Source organism: Streptococcus sp. oral taxon 431 (assembly GCF_023110115.1).
GTDB lineage: Bacteria > Bacillota > Bacilli > Lactobacillales > Streptococcaceae > Streptococcus.
The window spans coordinates 73,026-92,392 of record NZ_JALDVP010000005.1 but is presented as its reverse complement, the minus strand read 5'-3'; the positions used below and the strand labels follow the sequence as shown (position 1 = coordinate 92,392).

18 protein-coding genes and 1 riboswitch are annotated in these 19,367 nt (G+C 41.0%); of the genes, 16 read left to right on the top strand and 2 right to left on the bottom strand.

The features are described 5' to 3' along the window. Positions 1-120: 120 nt before the first annotated feature. From uvrA to M1F91_RS07195, 10 genes are all read left to right on the top strand, one after another. The gene (uvrA, locus tag M1F91_RS07240) at positions 121-2,952 is read left to right on the top strand and encodes an excinuclease ABC subunit UvrA (protein ID WP_247913162.1); all 2,832 of its coding nucleotides are present in this window, start codon (positions 121-123) and stop codon (positions 2,950-2,952) included. Further along, the gene (locus M1F91_RS07235; protein WP_247913161.1) at positions 2,945-4,006 is read left to right on the top strand and encodes a Xaa-Pro peptidase family protein; all 1,062 of its coding nucleotides are present in this window, start codon (positions 2,945-2,947) and stop codon (positions 4,004-4,006) included. The genes uvrA and M1F91_RS07235 overlap by 8 nt, the downstream gene beginning before the upstream one ends. A gap of 53 nt (positions 4,007-4,059) precedes the next feature. Continuing rightward, positions 4,060-4,213, top strand: a riboswitch (M-box (ykoK) riboswitch). 298 nt (positions 4,214-4,511) lie between these two features. Beyond that, entirely contained in the window at positions 4,512-7,172 is a 2,661-nt protein-coding gene (mgtA, locus tag M1F91_RS07230; RefSeq protein WP_247913160.1) for a magnesium-translocating P-type ATPase, read from the top strand. 135 nt (positions 7,173-7,307) lie between these two features. Continuing rightward, positions 7,308-7,706, top strand: a complete 399-nt coding sequence (gene spx, locus M1F91_RS07225; RefSeq protein WP_000591164.1) for a transcriptional regulator Spx — start codon at positions 7,308-7,310, stop codon at positions 7,704-7,706. 60 nt (positions 7,707-7,766) lie between these two features. Continuing rightward, positions 7,767-8,339 carry an SP0191 family lipoprotein gene (locus M1F91_RS07220; RefSeq protein ID WP_247913159.1) on the top strand — a complete coding sequence of 191 codons (573 nt, stop codon included), beginning with the start codon at positions 7,767-7,769 and terminating at the stop codon, positions 8,337-8,339. A gap of 97 nt (positions 8,340-8,436) precedes the next feature. Next, a complete protein-coding gene (locus M1F91_RS07215; RefSeq protein ID WP_004250500.1) occupies positions 8,437-8,703 on the top strand; it encodes an IreB family regulatory phosphoprotein in 267 nt (88 codons plus the stop codon). A gap of 3 nt (positions 8,704-8,706) precedes the next feature. Next, positions 8,707-9,126 (top strand): Holliday junction resolvase RuvX, encoded by a 420-nt coding sequence (ruvX, locus tag M1F91_RS07210; RefSeq protein WP_006152930.1) that lies wholly within the window; start codon positions 8,707-8,709, stop codon positions 9,124-9,126. A gap of 15 nt (positions 9,127-9,141) precedes the next feature. After that, complete coding sequence (locus M1F91_RS07205; RefSeq protein ID WP_000017624.1) at positions 9,142-9,447, top strand: DUF1292 domain-containing protein; 306 nt, start codon at positions 9,142-9,144, stop codon at positions 9,445-9,447. 259 nt (positions 9,448-9,706) lie between these two features. After that, positions 9,707-10,957 (top strand): folylpolyglutamate synthase/dihydrofolate synthase family protein, encoded by a 1,251-nt coding sequence (locus tag M1F91_RS07200; protein WP_247913158.1) that lies wholly within the window; start codon positions 9,707-9,709, stop codon positions 10,955-10,957. Positions 10,958-11,043: 86 nt separating this feature from the next. Beyond that, positions 11,044-11,469, top strand: coding sequence for an SP_0198 family lipoprotein (locus M1F91_RS07195; RefSeq protein ID WP_247913157.1), 426 nt, complete (start codon positions 11,044-11,046; stop codon positions 11,467-11,469). A 134-nt stretch (positions 11,470-11,603) separates the two neighbouring features. Here the strand turns inward: M1F91_RS07195 and M1F91_RS07190 are convergent, their stop codons facing one another. After that, a complete protein-coding gene (locus tag M1F91_RS07190) occupies positions 11,604-12,416 on the bottom strand; it encodes a Cof-type HAD-IIB family hydrolase (RefSeq protein ID WP_247913156.1) in 813 nt (270 codons plus the stop codon). Positions 12,417-12,612: 196 nt separating this feature from the next. Between M1F91_RS07190 and M1F91_RS07185 the strand changes: the two genes are divergently transcribed. The 6 genes from M1F91_RS07185 to recA all read left to right on the top strand — a co-directional run bounded on the left by M1F91_RS07185 (position 12,613) and on the right by recA (position 18,676). Next, positions 12,613-14,034 (top strand): NCS2 family permease, encoded by a 1,422-nt coding sequence (locus M1F91_RS07185; RefSeq protein WP_006152781.1) that lies wholly within the window; start codon positions 12,613-12,615, stop codon positions 14,032-14,034. Positions 14,035-14,123: 89 nt separating this feature from the next. Then, a complete protein-coding gene (tsaE, locus tag M1F91_RS07180) occupies positions 14,124-14,567 on the top strand; it encodes a tRNA (adenosine(37)-N6)-threonylcarbamoyltransferase complex ATPase subunit type 1 TsaE (protein WP_247913155.1) in 444 nt (147 codons plus the stop codon). Continuing rightward, positions 14,557-15,078, top strand: a complete 522-nt coding sequence (locus M1F91_RS07175; RefSeq protein WP_074324467.1) for a GNAT family protein — start codon at positions 14,557-14,559, stop codon at positions 15,076-15,078. The genes tsaE and M1F91_RS07175 overlap by 11 nt, the downstream gene beginning before the upstream one ends. Positions 15,079-15,082: 4 nt before the next feature. After that, on the top strand, positions 15,083-16,141 hold the full coding sequence (locus M1F91_RS07170) for an LCP family protein (RefSeq protein WP_223334105.1): 1,059 nt from the start codon (positions 15,083-15,085) through the stop codon (positions 16,139-16,141). A gap of 76 nt (positions 16,142-16,217) precedes the next feature. Beyond that, positions 16,218-17,474 (top strand): competence/damage-inducible protein A, encoded by a 1,257-nt coding sequence (locus M1F91_RS07165; protein WP_247913154.1) that lies wholly within the window; start codon positions 16,218-16,220, stop codon positions 17,472-17,474. Positions 17,475-17,527: 53 nt separating this feature from the next. Next, entirely contained in the window at positions 17,528-18,676 is a 1,149-nt protein-coding gene (gene recA / locus M1F91_RS07160) for a recombinase RecA (protein WP_006149228.1), read from the top strand. Positions 18,677-18,720: 44 nt separating this feature from the next. Here recA and M1F91_RS07155 read toward each other — a convergent pair whose 3' ends face one another. Beyond that, entirely contained in the window at positions 18,721-19,275 is a 555-nt protein-coding gene (locus tag M1F91_RS07155; RefSeq protein WP_247913153.1) for a GNAT family N-acetyltransferase, read from the bottom strand. Between the last annotated feature and the right edge of the window lie 92 nt (positions 19,276-19,367).

Below are 19,367 nucleotides of genomic sequence, written 5' to 3'. Positions count from 1 at the left end.
ATTCTGTGTTTAAGTGATTTTTAGCACCGTACTATTATACTACAAATTCGGTTTTTTTGGTAATAGAATTTCACTTTTTTTGGTATAATGGAAAGCAACAATGGACTAGAAAGAAGTAACATGCAAGATAAGATTGTCATCCATGGGGCACGCGCCCATAATTTAAAAAATATTGACGTGGAAATTCCACGTGACAAGCTAGTTGTGGTGACGGGGCTGTCGGGTTCGGGCAAATCGAGTCTTGCCTTTGACACCCTGTATGCAGAAGGGCAACGCCGCTATGTAGAGAGTCTATCAGCCTACGCTCGTCAGTTTTTGGGCAATATGGAAAAACCAGATGTGGACTCTATCGATGGCCTCAGCCCTGCCATTTCTATTGACCAGAAAACGACTAGTAAAAACCCTCGCTCAACGGTTGGGACAACGACGGAAATCAACGATTATCTACGTCTCCTCTATGCTCGTGTAGGAACACCCTACTGTATCAATGGACATGGCGCTATCAAGGCTTCGTCTGTAGAGCAGATTGTCGACAAGGTTTTGGAATTGCCAGAGCGCCAGCGTCTGCAGATTTTGGCTCCTGTTATTCGTAAGAAAAAAGGGCAACACAAGACTCTGATTGAAAAAATTCAAAAGGATGGCTATGTTCGTGTCCGTGTCGATGGGGTTGTCTATGATGTGACCGAAGTTCCTGAACTTGAAAAGAATAAACAACACAACATCGATGTGGTGGTAGACCGTATTATTATCAAGGAAGGTATCCGTAGTCGTCTCTTTGATTCCATCGAAGCAGCCCTTCGTATCGCAGAAGGTTATGTGGTTATCGATACTATGGATGATTCAGAGTTGCTCTTTTCAGAACACTATGCTTGTCCAGTTTGCGGCTTTACAGTTCCGGAACTAGAACCTCGTCTCTTCTCCTTCAATGCACCGTTTGGTTCTTGTAGTGAGTGTGATGGTTTGGGAATTAAGCTAGAGGTTGATACGGACTTAGTCGTACCAGATGCTAGCAAGACCCTTCGTGAGGGAGCCTTAGCACCTTGGAACCCTATCTCTTCTAACTATTATCCAAATATGCTGGAACAAGCCATGACAGCCTTTGGAGTGGATATGGATACGCCTTTTGAGGACTTGTCAGAGGAGGATAAGAATCTCATTTTCTATGGTTCAGATGGTAAGGAATTCCATTTCCACTATGAAAATGAATTCGGCGGAGTTCGTGATATTGACATTCCCTTTGAAGGTGTTATAGGGAATATTAAGCGACGTTACCATGAAACCAATAGCGACTACACCCGCACACAGATGCGTCTTTATATGAATGAGCTAACTTGTGGCACTTGTCACGGTTATCGCCTCAACGATCAGGCCTTATCCGTTCGTGTAGGAGGAGAGAAAGCCCCTCATATTGGAGAAATTTCAGACCTCTCCATCGCAGACCATTTGGAAGCTATTGATCAGTTGACCCTATCAAAAAATGAAGCCATTATTGCTCGTCCAATTCTTAAAGAAATCAAGGATCGCTTGACCTTCCTCAATAATGTCGGACTCAACTATCTGACCCTTTCTCGTTCTGCAGGAACCCTATCGGGTGGTGAGAGCCAACGTATTCGCTTGGCAACTCAGATTGGTTCTAATCTCTCAGGAGTTCTCTATATCCTTGATGAGCCGTCTATCGGTCTTCACCAGAGGGACAATGACCGTTTGATTGCCAGTCTGAAAAAGATGCGTGATTTAGGGAATACTCTCATTGTAGTAGAACATGATGAAGATACCATGCGTGAGGCGGATTATTTGATTGATGTTGGCCCTGGTGCAGGGGTCTTTGGTGGAGAGATTGTAGCAGCAGGAACGCCTAAGCAGGTGGCTCGCAACAGTAAGTCAATTACAGGACAGTATCTATCAGGAAAACGTGCGATTCCAGTGCCGTCAGAACGCCGTGTAGGAAATGGTCGCTTTATTGAGGTGACTGGAGCGCGTGAAAACAACCTACAAAATATCACCGCTCGCTTCCCACTCGGGAAATTCATTGCGGTGACAGGGGTCTCTGGTTCAGGGAAGTCGACACTCATTAACAGTATTCTCAAAAAAGCCATTGCTCAAAAACTCAATCGCAATTCAGATAAACCTGGAAAGTTTAAGACTATCTCAGGGATTGAGCATATCGATCGTCTGATAGACATTGACCAGAGTCCAATTGGACGAACACCGAGGTCTAATCCTGCAACCTATACAGGTGTTTTCGATGACATTCGAGACCTTTTTGCCCAAACCAATGAAGCCAAGATTCGAGGCTACAAGAAGGGGCGTTTCAGCTTCAATGTTAAGGGTGGTCGCTGTGAGGCCTGCTCAGGTGACGGGATTATCAAGATTGAGATGCACTTCTTGCCAGACGTATACGTAGCTTGTGAAGTCTGCCATGGAACTCGCTATAACAGTGAAACGCTGGAAGTTCATTATAAGGAAAAGAATATCTCGCAAGTTTTAGATATGACCGTCAACGATGCGGTAGAATTCTTCAAACACATTCCGAAAATTCAACGCAAACTCCAGACTATCAAAGATGTTGGTCTAGGCTATGTGACCTTGGGCCAACCAGCTACGACACTTTCTGGCGGAGAGGCTCAACGTATGAAGCTGGCCAGTGAACTCCATAAGCGCTCAACAGGTAAGTCATTCTATATTCTGGATGAGCCGACGACAGGACTTCATACGGAGGACATCGCTCGTTTGCTTACCGTTTTGTCTCGCTTTGTCGAGGATGGCAATACAGTTCTCGTGATTGAGCACAATCTAGATGTTATCAAAACAGCAGACCATATTATCGACCTAGGCCCTGAAGGCGGTGTTGGTGGTGGTACCATCATTGCAACAGGAACTCCAGAGGAAGTAGCTGCCAATGAAGCAAGCTATACAGGACAGTATTTGAAAGGAAAGTTACATCATGAATAAACGTGTGCAAGCATTTTTAGATAAAATGCAAGAAAAAGAACTAGATGGAATCATTATCAACAACCTTAAAAATGTCTACTATTTGACAGGATTTTGGGGTTCAAATGGAACAGTCTTTATCAGTCGTGACCGTCAAATTTTGGTGACGGATGCTCGCTATATCATCGCTGCTAAGCAAGAAGTTACTGGTTTTGAGATTTTTGCGGAACGTGACGAGTTGGCTACTATCGCAAAAATTGCTAAAGACATGGGTCTTTCTCGTATCGGGTTTGAAGATGAAATCTCGGTTTCTTATTACCACCGCATGCAAGCCGCTTTTGAAGGTTTGGAATTAATTCCTCAGACACAGTTTGTTGAAGCGCTTCGCATGATTAAGGATGAAACAGAGATTGCGACTATTCGTAAGGCTTGTTCCATTTCTGACCAAGCTTTCCACGATGCCCTTGAATTTATCAAGCCAGGTAAGACTGAAATTGAAATTGCCAACTTCCTTGATTTCCGTATGCGTGAGCTGGGAGCGGCAGGCTTGTCTTTTGATACCATTCTAGCGAGTGGCATCAACTCTTCTAAACCCCATGCTCACCCAATGCATAAGCCAGTAGAACTAGGCGAAGCAATCACTATGGATTTTGGGTGCCTTTATGACCACTATGTCAGTGATATGACACGTACCATCTACCTAGGTCATGTCAGTAATGAACAAGCAGAAATCTACAACACTGTTTTGAAGGCTAATCAAGCATTGATTGACCAAGCTAAGGCTGGCTTAGGTTTCCGTGACTTTGACAAAATCCCCCGTGATATCATTGTGGAAGCAGGCTATGGAGAATACTTTACACACGGTATCGGACACGGAATCGGACTTGATATCCACGAAGAGCCATACTTTAGCCAAACTTCCAAAGAAGTTATCAAAACTGGTATGGTCCTAACTGATGAACCAGGTATTTATATCGAAGGTAAATACGGGGTTCGTATCGAAGATGATATCCTGATCACAGATACAGGTTGCGAGTTATTAACCCTTGCTCCAAAAGAATTAATCGTAATCTAAGAAAAATGAGATAAATCGTTGACTTTTACTAGTTAATGGTTTATACTGAAAGGCGAAAACGGTAGGTGAGGCTACCATAGGGATACGGATGACTACCGCAAAGCAGTGGAGACACTACTCGTTGGTCAACAGTCCTGGTCGCGAAGGTCAAGACTAAGCTCATTACATCGCCCTATGGAGTTAAAGCTTGAACGAAAACAGATAATAAGTTTTTTAGTCCTGCCATTTTATGGCAGGATTTTCTGCTGTTTTAAAACAAAGAAAGGAGACAAACGATGCAAATTGACGATCATCCAGAACCGCACATACACACCCAATCGCTGATTTGTGTCGTTCTGTCCCTATAAAGTGATTGGTCCCTGTGTATGATACTCTTCGAAAATCAAAGTCAAACCACGTCAACGTCGCCTTGCCGTACTCAAGTACAGCCTGTGGATAGTTTCCTAGTTTGCTCTTTGATTTTCATTGAGTATGAAATCACCATTCATACAGATAGGAGAAACCAATGAAAACTACAAAAGAAAGACTAGCAGCAGCTATTCAAACTCCATTAAAAGATAGTCTAGCTTTTTACCATACAAGTCTAAAAGGCTTAGACCAAGAACAAGTCGAAGAAAACCGTGACCTATATGGTGAAAACACCATCACAAAAGGTCAAGAGGATTCCATCTTTAAAAAGATTTATGAGTCTATTATCAATCCTTTCACAATCATTTTGCTTGTGATTGCCTTTATCTCTCTCGTTACAAACGTCTGGCTTGCCAAACCTGGTCAAGAGGACCCTACGACCTCTATTATTATCGTTGTCTTGGTTTTGATTTCAGGAGGCATCCGTTTTGTCCAAGAGTTGCGGAGCGACAAGGCGACAACCAATCTTTCAAAAATGATTGTCAACACTGCAACTGTTATTCGCGATGGTCTTGAACAAGAGTTGCCAATCGATGAGTTGGTTGTGGGAGATCTCGTGAAATTGAGTGCGGGAGACATGATTCCAGCAGATGTCATCTTATTCGAATCGCGCGACTTTTTCGTTCAACAGTCAGGTTTGACTGGAGAAAGTGATGCAGTTGAAAAGCTAGCTTTAAATAAAGCCACCGATCAAAATGTAGATAGCCTACTAGAAGCAGAATCTTTGGCCTTCATGGGGACAAACGTTATCTCAGGAAGTGCGACAGCTATGGTCCTAGCAGTTGGGGATGACACCATGATGGGAGCCATCGAACAAACTCTCAACACCTATGATGAGCCAACTTCTTTTGAACGTGAAATGAACAGCATTTCTTGGCTCTTGATCCGCTTGATGCTTGTCATGGTTCCGATTGTGTTTTTTGCAAATGGTTTAACCGATGGAGATTGGCTAGAAGCGGGAGTGTTTGCCTTGAGCGTGGGTGTCGGACTGACACCAGAAATGCTGCCAATGATTATTACAGCCAGCTTAGCAAAAGGTTCCATTATCATGGCTAAGGAAAAGGTAGTCATCAAAAAACTCAATGCTATCCAGGACTTAGGAGCAATCGATATCCTATGTACGGATAAAACTGGAACTCTTACGCAAGATGAGATTGTCTTAGAATACCCATTGGATATCCATGGCGATTTGGATATGGCAGTCTTAAGAAGAGCTTATCTAAATTCACATTTTCAAACAGGTTTGAAAAACTTGATGGACCGTGCCATCATCAGTAGAACTGAAAAAGAAGCCAAGGAACACGCTATCTTACAAAATCTCGACACCAGTTTCCAAAAAATCGATGAGCTTCCATTTGACTTTGAGCGCAGACGCATGAGTGTTATCGTCAAAGATGATAGCAATGTTGTTAGTATGGTAACCAAAGGCGCCTTGGAAGAAATGTTGACCATTTCGACACATGTGGAATATCGTGGAGAAGTCATCCCTCTTACTGAAGGTATTCGCCAAGAAGTACTGGCAGAAGTTGGTCAATTAAACCGTCAAGGTTTACGTGTATTAGGTGTTGGTTACAAGTCAGGTCTACGTGAAGATTATGCCTATGCTGTGACTGATGAAAGTGACATGATCCTTACAGGTTACCTTGCCTTCTTGGATCCACCAAAACCATCTGCAGCACCCGCTATTCAAGCTCTACTTGAGCATGGTGTCAAAACAAAAATTTTAACTGGAGATAACGAGAAAGTAACCCAAGCCATCTGTGAAAAGGTTGGATTGGACGTTGAGCATATGCTCTTAGGTGCTGACATTGATCAAATGACAGACCAAGAATTGGCAGAAGTGGTTGAAAAAGTAACAGTCTTTGCTAAATTGTCACCTGACCAAAAAGCCCGCATCATTCTACAGTTAAAGAGAAATGGTCATGCCGTTGGTTATATGGGTGACGGTATTAATGATGCCCCATCTATGAAGGTGGCAGATGTTGGAATTTCCGTTGATACAGCAGTAGATATCGCAAAGGAAACAGCTGATGTTATTTTGCTGGACAAGGATCTCATGGTTCTTGAAACAGGTATCGTTGAAGGTCGGAAGGTCTACGCCAATATGACCAAATATATTAAGATGACAGTTAGTTCAAACTTTGGGAATATCTTCTCACTATTGGTTGCAAGTATCTTCTTGCCATTTTTACCAATGGCTCCTGTTCATCTCATTGTCCTAAACCTAGTTTACGATTTATCTTGTGTGGCACTGCCATTTGATAATGTGGATCAAGACTTCCTAAAACAACCCCATACATGGGAAGCAAAATCTATTACTAGATTTATGGTTTGGATGGGCCCAATCTCATCTGTCTTTGATATTTTGACCTTTATTTTCCTCTACTTTATTATTGTTCCTTTGATGACAGGCTATCATTATGTTCATGGTTCTGAATCTGCCCTTCAGTTTATTATCTTGTTCCAAACAGGATGGTTCATTGAATCTATGTGGTCTCAAACCATGGTTATCCATATGCTTCGTACGGCAAAAGTTCCTTTTGTACAAAGCAGACCAGCTTGGCTTGTGATCTTGACAACCTTGGTTGCCGCAATTTTCGTAACAAGTCTACCTTATGGACCGCTAGTAAATATCCTTCGTCTAGCACCCTTAGGACTTCCTTACTTCTTGTTCTTAATCTGTATTATTTTCTTGTATATGTTTAGCGTTACAGTTATTAAGAAATTTTACATTAAGAAGTATAAAGAATGGTTATAGTTCGGTTTTTGTCAAGAAAAAAGATAGAAAACTGGGGAAAAAGTTAAATTTTTTTAAAAATAGGTCGCAAGTCGGATGTTTTTTATGGTATAATAGAATAAACTGATAGTAACATGTAGCGAAAGGGGTAGGTACATGATCAAAATTTATACAGTCTCAAGTTGTACTAGCTGTAAAAAAGCTAAGACCTGGCTCAATGCCCACCAGTTAAGTTATAAAGAACAAAACCTCGGTAAAGAGGGGATTTCTAGAGAAGAATTATTAGATATTCTAACAAAAACAGACAATGGAATTGCGAGCATTGTATCATCAAAGAATCGCTACGCTAAAGCTCTCGGAGTTGATATCGAAGATTTGAGTGTCAATGAAGTGCTTAATTTAATCATGGAAACACCACGCATCCTAAAAAGTCCAATTCTTGTTGACGAGAAACGTTTACAAGTTGGCTATAAAGAAGATGACATTCGTGCCTTCTTGCCACGCTCTGTCCGCAATGTAGAAAATGCAGAAGCACGTTTACGTGCAGCACTATAAAACATAAAGGCTGGGAGTGACTCCTAGCCTTATTTGATAGATAAATAAGGAAAAATAAATATGAAGAAGATAGTTATCGGTACAGTTGCGCTCCTATTTTTGCTAGCTGGCTGTGGACAGAAAAAAGAGTCTGCGGAACCTTCTAAAGATACAACGACAGAAGCTCTTCAATCAACTTTGCCTGTTCTAGAAAATGCCAATAACAATACAGTTGTAACAAAGACGCTTGTTCTACCTGCTGACGAAAATGGGGTTCAACAAACCCAGACCATTACCTATAAGGGCAAACAGTTCTTGACCTTAACGATTCAGCAAAAACGACAAGTTTCAGAAGACCTCAAGAACTTTATTGCAGAGCATGGATTAGAGGAAGCAAAAAAGGCCTTGAAAGAAGGAGAAGACAAGGATGAATCGGTCCAAGAAGCACGTAAAATTCCTGGATTTAACCTTGAAACCAATCTTTTAAGTGAAACCGAGATTGAAACAAAAACAAGTTATGATTTTCAAGTTCTAGACGTTAAAAAGGCAAATGAAAGCGAATATTTAAAAAATGTGGGATTGGAAAATCTACTAAAAAACGAACCAGAAGAATATATTGAAAATCGAGTTGCAAGTGGCGCGACTGTCCAGTAAGGAAGTCACAGAAAATCAGCAAAATCAGGCTGTGTCATTTGTAGAATGGCTGTGAATGTGCTATAATAGTACTATTCTAAGGAAAGAGGGTGTTAGAATGGGATTTACTGAAGAAACCGTACGTTTTAAATTGGATGATTCCAATAAAAAAGAAATTAGTGAAACATTGACAGAAGTCTATGCTTCATTGAATGAGAAGGGGTATAACCCTATTAACCAAATTGTGGGCTATGTTCTCAGTGGAGACCCAGCCTACGTTCCTCGTTACAATAACGCAAGAAATCAAATCCGTAAATACGAACGCGATGAGATTGTTGAAGAATTGGTCCGCTACTACCTTAAGGGACAAGGAGTCGATCTATAACCAATGAGAATTATGGGGTTGGACGTTGGTTCCAAAACAGTAGGAGTAGCGATTAGCGATCCGTTAGGGTTTACAGCACAAGGGCTCGAAATCATCCAAATCAATGAAGATCAAGGAGAGTTCGGCTTTGAACGACTCAAGGAATTGGTTGACACCTATAAGGTGGAGCGCTTTGTTGTTGGTTTACCTAAAAACATGAACAATACCAGTGGACCTCGGGTGGAAGCGAGTCAAGCGTATGGAGCAAAACTGGAAGAACTCTTTGGCTTACCAGTGGAGTACCAGGATGAGCGCCTAACCACGGTTGCAGCTGAGCGCATGTTGATTGAGCAAGCAGACATTAGTCGCAATAAGCGTAAAAAAGTCATTGATAAATTAGCAGCTCAATTGATTTTGCAAAATTATTTAGATAGAAAATTTTAAGACAGAGGAGAAACTATGTCACACGATCACAACCACGATCACGAAGAACGTGAACTTATTACACTTGTAGATGAGCAAGGAAACGAAACTTTATTTGAAATCCTTTTGACTATTGACGGAAAAGAAGAATTTGGTAAAAACTATGTTCTTCTTGTACCAGTTAATGCAGAAGAAGATGAAAACGGTGAAGTTGAAATCCAAGCATACTCATTCATCGAAAATGAAGATGGAACTGAAGGTGAATTGCAACCAATCCCTGAAGATTCAGAAGATGAATGGAACATGATTGAAGAAGTCTTCAACAGCTTTATGGAGGAGTAAAAATGTTCAGTGAACATTTTTACCCTTGCGATAGAAATGAAGACCGCAAGTCAGTCCAGTGGATGTTTTTAGCCCTGCGCTAGAAAATAGAAACGCAGGTAGTCTGGGAGACTGTATCAGCCCAGTTCCTTAAAATAAGAGAGAACTGGTAAGTTCGGGGAACGTTTTTAGCCTGACGCTAAAAATAAAATTTAGCTAGTATCTAGCAAAATGAGTAAAAAGCGAAGAGGATCTTCGCTTTTTTGTTAAGGAGATAAGCATGATTGAAGTAGAAAAATGGCTTCATAGTCGGATTGGCTTGAATTTTAGATCAGGATTGGGACGGATGCAAAGAGCGGTGGATTTGCTGGGGAATCCTGAGCAAACCTATCCAATTATCCATGTGACAGGGACAAATGGCAAGGGGTCAACTATTGCTTTTATGAGGGAGCTTTTTGTTGCCCATGGGAAAACGGTTGGTACCTTTACTTCGCCCCACATTGTCAGCATCCATGACCGTATCTGTATTAATGGTGAGCCTATATCGGACGAAGATTTTATTCGTTTAGCAGATCAAGTCAAAGCAATGGAGCAAAGACTTTTAGAAACCCACGATCAGCTATCTTTTTTTGAGTTGCTGACCTTGATTGCTTTGCTTTATTTTAAAGAGCAAAAAGTAGATTTGGTCCTACTGGAAGTTGGGATAGGTGGACTTCTTGATACCACTAATGTGGTGACAGGAGAAATTGCAATCATCACATCAATCGGCCTCGATCACCAGGAGACCTTGGGCGATAGTTTAACAGCAATTGCAGAGCAGAAAGCAGGAATTTTTAAGCCCGGGAAATCAGCTGTGATTGCAAATTTAGCACCGGAAGCCCAACTCGTTTGTCAAAAAACTGCTACTAATTTGGGTGTAAGTCTCTACCAAGCTAATAAAGATTTTTCTTTCCGAAATGGGAACTTCTCTTCTTCTCTAGCTGACTTTAACAACCTAATATTGGGATTAGAGGGAGCCTATCAGGAGGAAAATGCAGCTCTTGCCTTGCAGGCTTTTCTACTATTTATGGCACAAAGAGACGAGAAAGTAGATCAAGAAGCAGTACGTGCTGCCTTGCAAGCTACCAGATGGGCTGGAAGGCTAGAAGCTGTCACTGAGCACGTCTATTTGGATGGGGCTCACAATTTACCAGCTCTAGAGCGTTTGGTTGAGTTTATCCAAGAAAAAATCCAGCAAGGGTATCAGCCTCAAATCTTATTTGGTGCCCTAAAGCGGAAAGATTATAGTGGGATGCTTACTTATTTAACAGAGCATTTATCTGATGTAGCTCTCTATGTTACGAGTTTTGACTATCAGGGTTCCTTGGAAGAGCAAGACTTTGGAGATTATACAAGCATTGCTTCCTATCGAGATTTTATAGATAATTTTGAAGCTTCTGCACAAGAGAAAGACTTGCTATTTGTGACAGGATCTCTCTATTTTATATCAGAGGTTCGTGCTTGTTTCATGGCCTCAGAGTCATTTGATTGACCCTCCTATCTTTATTTGTTATAGTAAAGGTGTGGTGGTTCGGCAGGGTTATTCTGATTTTAAGCCACTAAAAGAAAGGAGCCATCATGTCACTAAAAAAATTCACACTTTCTCTTGCTTCTTTGGCAAGTCTTAGTCTCTTAGTTGCATGTTCGCCAAAAGAGCAGGCAGCTCCTTCAACTCAAGCAAGTACTAGTACGGAAGTAACGACTGCTCAGTCAGCAGAAACGACCGTTTCTAGTTCGACGGCTAGCTCAGTAACGAACATTGATGGGACCTATAAAGGGCAAGATGAGGGAGATAGCATTACTCTCGTAGTTACTGGTAATACTGGAACATGGACAGAAGTTGAAGCTGATGGTGATCAGGAAATTAAAAAGGTCACCTTCGAACCAGAAAGTCAGAGAGTCTTTATTGGAGATGATATCAAGGTTTATGTAGCTGATGGCAATCAAATGATCATTGATGATATGGATCGCGAAATTTCTGATCGTATCGTTCTAAAAAAATAGACATCTTTTGTAAGGATTTGAATCTCGTTAACACGGATTCGGGTCCTTTTTTCTTTAATCGATTTTTGGCATAAAAAATCCATACGATTAAGGTAGCTATTTTCTACCAAAAAAGTATGGAGGGATAGTTTTTATTAAAGGAACTGCTCTTGTAAAAAGTGAGCGACTCCGTCTTCTTCGTTGGTTAGTGGTAATTGCTCATCTGCGAAAGAAAGTAGAGCGGGATTAGCATTTTTCATGGCATATCCTCTACCTGCAAAGGAGAGCATTTCTTGGTCATTGTGTTCGTCACCAAAGGCAATCAGGTTCTGTCTGTCTATATTCATGACATTGAGGAGGTATTCAAGGGCAAAGGCCTTGTGAACACCTTTTGTAGTACATTCAAGAATGTTCAAGGGACCGCCCCAAGTATTGATATTAAGCTGATGCTTGTAAAAACTAGTCATCTCTTCTGCTAGTGCATATTTATCGTCTGCCCTAGTTTGTAATAAAATACAGTTAGGCCCCTTAGTCACTAAGTTAGACTTGAATTGATTTTCAGGGCGAAAGTTTTCAACACCAAACAATTTAGGATCTGCAATTTCCTTGTCTGGTGCTGTAATGTAAAACTTTTTACGGTATTCACCTGCGATAAAGTCTGCCTCGATATCCTCTTTTCGTTTTACGATATCCAAGAGATATTTTTTGTCCACAGTAAGGCATTTTTCATGTTTCCAAGCCCTACCAGGCAGGTGAGTGAGCGAACCGTTGAAGTTAATCATAGGAGTTTCAAGTTCAAGTTGGTCATAAAAATCTTTGGCCATACGATATGGGCGACCGGTTGCGATAACCACATGGTGGCCTTTCTTAGAAATTTTTTTAATGGTTTCTTTTGTAAAGTCAGTGAGTTTGCTTTCTCCATTAAGTAAGGTACCGTCTAAGTCCACGGCAATCATTTTTTTAGTCATAAAATCCTCCCGAATTTAGTTTCAGATAAGATGTTTCCTATTATATCAAAAAGCTGAAAGAAAAGCTGACTATAAGCAAAAATAAGAAGAATCATATCCTTTAAGAATTTTTAAAAATAGGAAAAACAGCTTGAAAATGTGAATGATTGATGATATAATAGTCATATTGTTCGTAAAATGACAAAGGAGATTAAAAATGGACAAATTATTTAAACTAAAAGAGCACGGGACAGATGTCCGTACAGAGGTGCTTGCTGGTTTAACAACTTTCTTTGCAATGAGTTATATTCTCTTTGTAAACCCTCAAATGCTTTCGCAAACAGGAATGCCTGTTCAGGGTGTATTCTTGGCAACAATCATCGGTTCTGTAGTAGGAACTTTGATGATGGCTTTCTATGCTAACTTGCCATACGCACAAGCTCCTGGTATGGGACTTAATGCTTTCTTTACATTTACGGTTGTATTCGGAATGGGCTATACTTGGAAAGAAGCTCTTGGTATGGTTTTCATCTGTGGGATTATTTCACTGATTATCACATTAACCAATGTTCGTAAAATGATCATTGAGTCTATTCCTTCAACTCTTCGTTCAGCAATTTCAGCTGGTATTGGTGTTTTCCTTGCCTATGTTGGTATTAAAAATGCTGGTCTCTTGAAATTCTCAATTGACCCAGGGACTTATACTGTAGCAGGTGAAGGAGCAGATAAGGCTCAAGCAGCGATTACTGCAAATGCAGCAGCTGTTCCAGGATTGGTAGATTTCAATACTCCAGCAGTATTGGTAGCTATTGCAGGTCTTGCCATTACAATCTTCTTTGTTGTCAAAGGTATTAAAGGTGGGATCATTCTTTCTATTTTGACTACTACAGTTCTTGCGATTGCGGTTGGTCTTGTTAATTTGTCAGGAATCGATTTTGCTAGCAACAATCTTTCAGCAGCAGTTAATGACCTAGGAACTTTATTTGGTGCAGCCCTTGGTTCAGAAGGTTTGGGTTCTCTGATTTCAAATACTTCACGTTTACCTGAAACCTTGATGGCCATTCTTGCCTTCTCATTGACTGATATTTTTGATACAATTGGTACTCTTATCGGTACAGGTGAAAAAGTTGGGATCATCGCATCAAGTGGTGAGAACAATGAATCAGCTAAATTGGATAAGGCTCTATATTCTGACTTGGTGGCGACATCAGTTGGTGCCATTGCAGGTACTTCAAACGTTACAACTTATATTGAGTCAGCAGCAGGGATCGGTGCTGGTGGACGTACTGGATTGACAGCCTTAGTTGTTGCTATCTGTTTTGCTCTATCAAGCTTCTTTAGCCCACTTCTTGCCATTGTGCCTTCAGCTGCGACAGCACCAATTTTGATTATCGTCGGAATTATGATGCTCTCTAACTTGAAAAACATTCCTTGGGATGATATGTCAGAAGCTATTCCAGCCTTCTTCACATCTATCTTTATGGGATTCAGTTACTCCATTACACAAGGGATTGCTGTTGGTTTCCTAACTTACACTTTAGCGAAGATTGTTAAAGGTCAAGTTAAGGAAGTGCATGTCATGATTTGGATTTTAGACGCTCTGTTCATCTTGAACTACATTAGCATGGCTCTAAACTAAAGATAAAAACTTTAAAAAAGAAGGAGGAAACTCCTCTTTTTTTATTACTAGAAATGTCGCAAAAGAAAACTTTTTGGTATAATAATAACATGCACATAAAAAATGAAGATGAACTAATCGCTCTTGGACAAGAGTTGGGTAGTCTACTTGAAAAAAATGATGTATTGATTTTAACTGGTGAATTAGGTGCTGGAAAAACCACATTAACAAAAGGTCTAGCTAAAGGACTAGGGATTCATCAAATGATCAAAAGTCCTACTTATACCATTGTTCGAGAATATGAAGGACGCCTACCCTTATATCACTTGGATGTTTACCGCATCGAAGGAGATGCAGATTCAATCGACCTTGATGAATTTCTTTTTGGTTCTGGTGTGACGGTTATTGAGTGGGGACACCTATTAGGCGAGGCTCTCCCATCAGACTATCTGGAATTAGAAATTCTTAAAGACGGTGAGGGGCGCGAGATTGTCTTTCATGCCCACGGTCAACGAGCAGCAGAACTCTTGCAGAGGTTGACAGATGGAGTATGATTTATTAATTCGTGAAGCAGAAGTTGAGGATGCTACAGAACTTATTGCACTTTTGGATCAGATTGGTCATGAATCTAGTTTTACCAGTCTGGATGAAAATGGAATTGCAATGAGTGAATCAGAGATGCAACGTTTTATTAACAAGCAGGCCCAGTCGGATAATCAGATTACTTTACTAGCTTATTTAAATGAAGAATTGGCAGGAGTGATCAATATAACGGCTGATCAACGTCCGCGAGTTCGGCATATTGGAGATATCTTTTTGGGTATCAAAAAAGCCTATTGGGGAAATGGTCTTGGTAGTATCTTGATGGAAGAAGCTATTGAGTGGGCCCAATCGAGCGGAAGTATTCGACGCTTACAATTGACAGTTCAAAAACGAAATCTGGCAGCTGTTCATCTATATAAAAAGCTGGGCTTCATCATTGAAGGCCAGCAGGAACGCGGCGCTTGTATAGAAGGAGGAGAGTTTCTTGATGTTTACCTGATGGGTCGACTGATAGACGAATAAATATATGGCAAAAAAAATAATCGGAATGTTTTTAGGCTTTGTTCTTGTGACGGTGCTTGGTGTGGGAGCTTATGCCTATACTATCTACCAACAAAGTACACAGACTTTAGCCAAAACTTATAAACAAATCGGAGAAGAAACCAAGGTTATCGAGGCAACTGAACCATTGACAATCCTATTGATGGGGGTTGATACGGGGAATGTTGAACGTACAGATCCATGGGCAGGAAATAGTGATTCAATGATTTTGGTAACAGTGAATCCTAAAACCAAGAAAGTCGTTATGATGAGTTTGGAACGTGATATTCTGACACAAATCCAACAACCAGATGGTAGTGTTAGAGAAGCTAAACTCAACGCTGCCTATGCTGATGGTGGGGCAGAGCTTGCCATTTCGACCATTCAAAAAATGATGAATATCCATATTGACCGCTATGTGATGGTCAATATGCACGGTCTTCAAAGAATGGTTGACGCTGTCGGAGGTATCACAGTAAACAACACTCTAGGTTTCCCAATCTCTATCCAAGACCAGGAACCATTTAACACGATTTCTATCGGTGTTGGGGAACAAACCCTAAATGGTGACGAGGCGCTAGTATATTCACGCATGCGCTATCAGGATCCAGAGGGAGACTACGGTCGTCAGAAACGTCAGCGCGAAGTCATCCAAAAGATTGTTGAAAAAATTCTTAGTTTGAATAGTGTCAGCCACTATCAAGAAATTTTGAAGGCTCTTAGCGATAACATGCAGACAAATATCGAGATTACGACAACAACGATTCCTCAGTTGATGGGCTACCAAGATTCCTTTAAGAATATTGAGTCTCAGCAATTACGTGGAGAGGATGCAATGATTGACGGAATATCTTACCAAATCGTGACATCTGAGCATATGTTAGAGATGCAAAATCTTTTACGTCGTTCATTGGATAAGCCAGAAGTGACCGAATTGGAGACAAATGTAGTCTTGTATGAAAATATTTATGGGCGTTTACCACAAACAACTGGTTCTGTTGCAGATCAAGAACAACAAGGGCAACAAGGCCAACAAGAACAATAAGAAATGAAAACTAAAATCGTAGGAATTTTCCTGCGATTTTTTCAAAGAAATCCGAATAGATAGGTAGGAGGAAAAAATGAAAGCGGAAATCATAGCTGTTGGAACAGAGATTCTAACAGGTCAAATTGTCAATACCAATGCTCAGTTCTTATCTGAAAAGTTGGCTGAAATCGGTGTTGATGTCTACTTCCAAACGGCTGTAGGAGATAATGAGTCTCGTATCTTATCCTTGTTGGAGATTGCTAAGAATCGTAGCAATCTGGTTATCCTAACAGGAGGACTGGGACCGACAGAGGATGACTTGACCAAACAAACCTTGGCACAATTTCTAGGGCGTGATTTAACTTTTGATGCTCAAGCGCAGGCTAAACTAGATGACTTTTTTGCTCATCGACCGGACTATGCCCGAACTCCAAATAATGAACGCCAAGCTCAAATCGTTGAGGGTTCAATCCCGCTACCTAATGAAACAGGACTAGCAGTCGGAGGTATGATTGAGGTGGCTGGCGTGACCTATGTCGTCCTACCAGGGCCACCAAGCGAACTAAAACCCATGGTTTTAAATGAATTGCTTCCGAGATTGACAACTGGAGCTAAGTTGTACTCACGTGTGCTACGTTTCTTTGGCATTGGCGAGAGCCAGCTAGTAACGATTTTGTCGGACTTAATTGAAGAGCAGACTGATCCAACTCTAGCACCTTATGCAAAAATAGGAGAAGTGACTCTACGCTTGTCAACCAAGGCCACTAGTCAAGACGATGCTCAAAAGGCCTTAGATAATCTGGAGGAAAAGATCCTTGCACGCCAGACTTTTGAAGGTGTTGCTTTAAAGGATATCTGCTATGGTTATGGTGAGGAAGCGAGTCTAGCTAGTGTAGTTGTTGAGGAGTTGAAAAAGCAGCATAAAACCATAACGGCTGCGGAAAGTTTGACAGCAGGGCTTTTTCAAGCAACTTTGGCAGACTTTTCGGGAGTGTCAGCTATCTTTAAAGGTGGTTTTGTCACTTATAGTCTGGAAGAAAAGGCTAAGATGTTAGATATTCCACAAGTAGAGTTGGAAAAACATGGAGTTGTCTCAGCCTTTACGGCGGAAAAAATGGCAGATCAGGCACGGCTTAAAACTCAATCAGACTTTGGAGTTAGCTTGACAGGAGTGGCTGGTCCGGATAGTCTAGAAGGGCATCCTGCTGGTACAATTTTTATCGGTTTATCTCAAGCATCAGGCACAGAAGTTGTTCAGGTCAATATAGCTGGAAGAAGTCGAGCAGATGTTCGTAAAATTGCAGTCATGCATGCTTTTAACTTAGTTCGCAAAGCTTTATTAAGTGACTGACTTTTGATATAATAGAAGAAGGTTCTAAGAATTAAAAAATATAGGAGAACAAAATGGCGAAAAAACCAACAAAAAAATTAGATGAAATTGGGAAAAAATTTGGAGCTGATCGTGAAAAAGCTTTGAATGATGCCCTTAAATTGATTGAAAAAGACTTCGGTAAGGGTTCAATCATGCGCTTGGGTGAGCGAGCAGAACAAAAAGTGCAAGTGATGAGTTCAGGCTCTTTGGCACTTGATATTGCACTCGGTTCAGGTGGTTATCCTAAGGGACGTATCATCGAAATCTATGGTCCAGAATCATCAGGTAAGACAACAGTAGCCCTTCACGCTGTAGCGCAAGCACAAAAAGAAGGTGGAATTGCAGCCTTTATCGATGCGGAACACGCTCTTGACCCGGCCTATGCAGCAGCTCTTGGGGTTAACATTGACGAATTGCTCTTGTCACAACCAGACTCAGGTGAGCAAGGTCTTGAAATTGCAGGGAAATTGATCGATTCAGGTGCGGTTGACCTTGTGGTTATTGACTCAGTTGCAGCTCTTGTACCTCGTGCGGAAATCGATGGAGATATCGGAGATAGCCACGTTGGTCTTCAAGCTCGTATGATGAGCCAAGCTATGCGTAAACTCGGTGCCTCTATCAACAAGACAAAGACAATTGCTATCTTCATCAACCAGTTGCGTGAAAAAGTAGGGGTTATGTTTGGAAATCCAGAAACAACTCCTGGTGGACGCGCCCTTAAATTCTATGCTTCAGTCCGTTTGGATGTGCGTGGAAGTACACAAATCAAGGGAACTGGTGATCAAAAAGATACGAACGTTGGTAAAGAAACTAAGATTAAAGTTGTGAAAAACAAGGTAGCTCCACCGTTCAAAGAAGCTCTTGTTGAAATCATGTATGGTGAAGGGATTTCTAGAACTGGTGAACTCTTGAAGATTGCTAGTGATTTGGATATTATCCAAAAAGCAGGTGCTTGGTACTCATACAAGGGTGAAAAAATCGGACAAGGTTCTGAGAATGCTAAGAAATACTTGGCAGATCACCCAGAAATCTTTGATGAAATTGACCACCAAGTTCGTGTTCAATATGGTTTAATTGAAGAGGAAGAAGGTTCTAAAGCAAGTGCAGCAGCTGATGCAGATTCTAACCAAGAAGTAACACTTGATTTGGGCGACGCTCTTGAAATCGAAATTGAAGAATAAAAAGAAAAGTAGCAGTAAAACTGCTACTTTTTGTTTCATGATGACTAGTGGTCACTAAAGCGTCGGTATTCGATACGAAAGTCGAAGTAGTTCTCTTCTTGCAATTTTTGAAAGATGTTCCGATAGGCCTCTTCATCAAAGTGGTCGCCACGATAGAGAATTTCGAAACTCATTCCCTCGTATTCCAAGAAGGCGTTGGCAGTTTTAAAGCCATTTTGTAAGTAAAAGTCCATGCGGGCTTTTCTTTGTTCGAGATTGTCACAGTCTTCGTCTAATCGCTCCACTTCAAGAATCATGGTACGCTGGTAAAAATCAATGAGTTTTTCAATGATTTCTCTCCCGTATCCATGGCTACGGAGATGGGGCATAATGGCAAAGAAGCTAATGTAGAAAGCTTTTTGATTAGAAATGGCAAAAGCGAAGCCGACAAATTCTTCTTCGTTATAAAAGGCGAAAAAGTGGGCGTCATCTCTATCCTGGTAACTTAAAAATTCCTCCAAAGAGACGCGTTCTTCTTCAGGGAAGGCCTCCTTGTTTAATTGTTCCACTTTCTCAAGGTCTGGGAATACATCTGTAATTAACTGACTTGTTAAGCTCATACATACCCTCCTTTTCTGTCACGATTATACCAGATTGTTTACATATAGGCAACGCTTTCTTAAGGAAACTTCCTTGTTCCTCAACTTGAAAG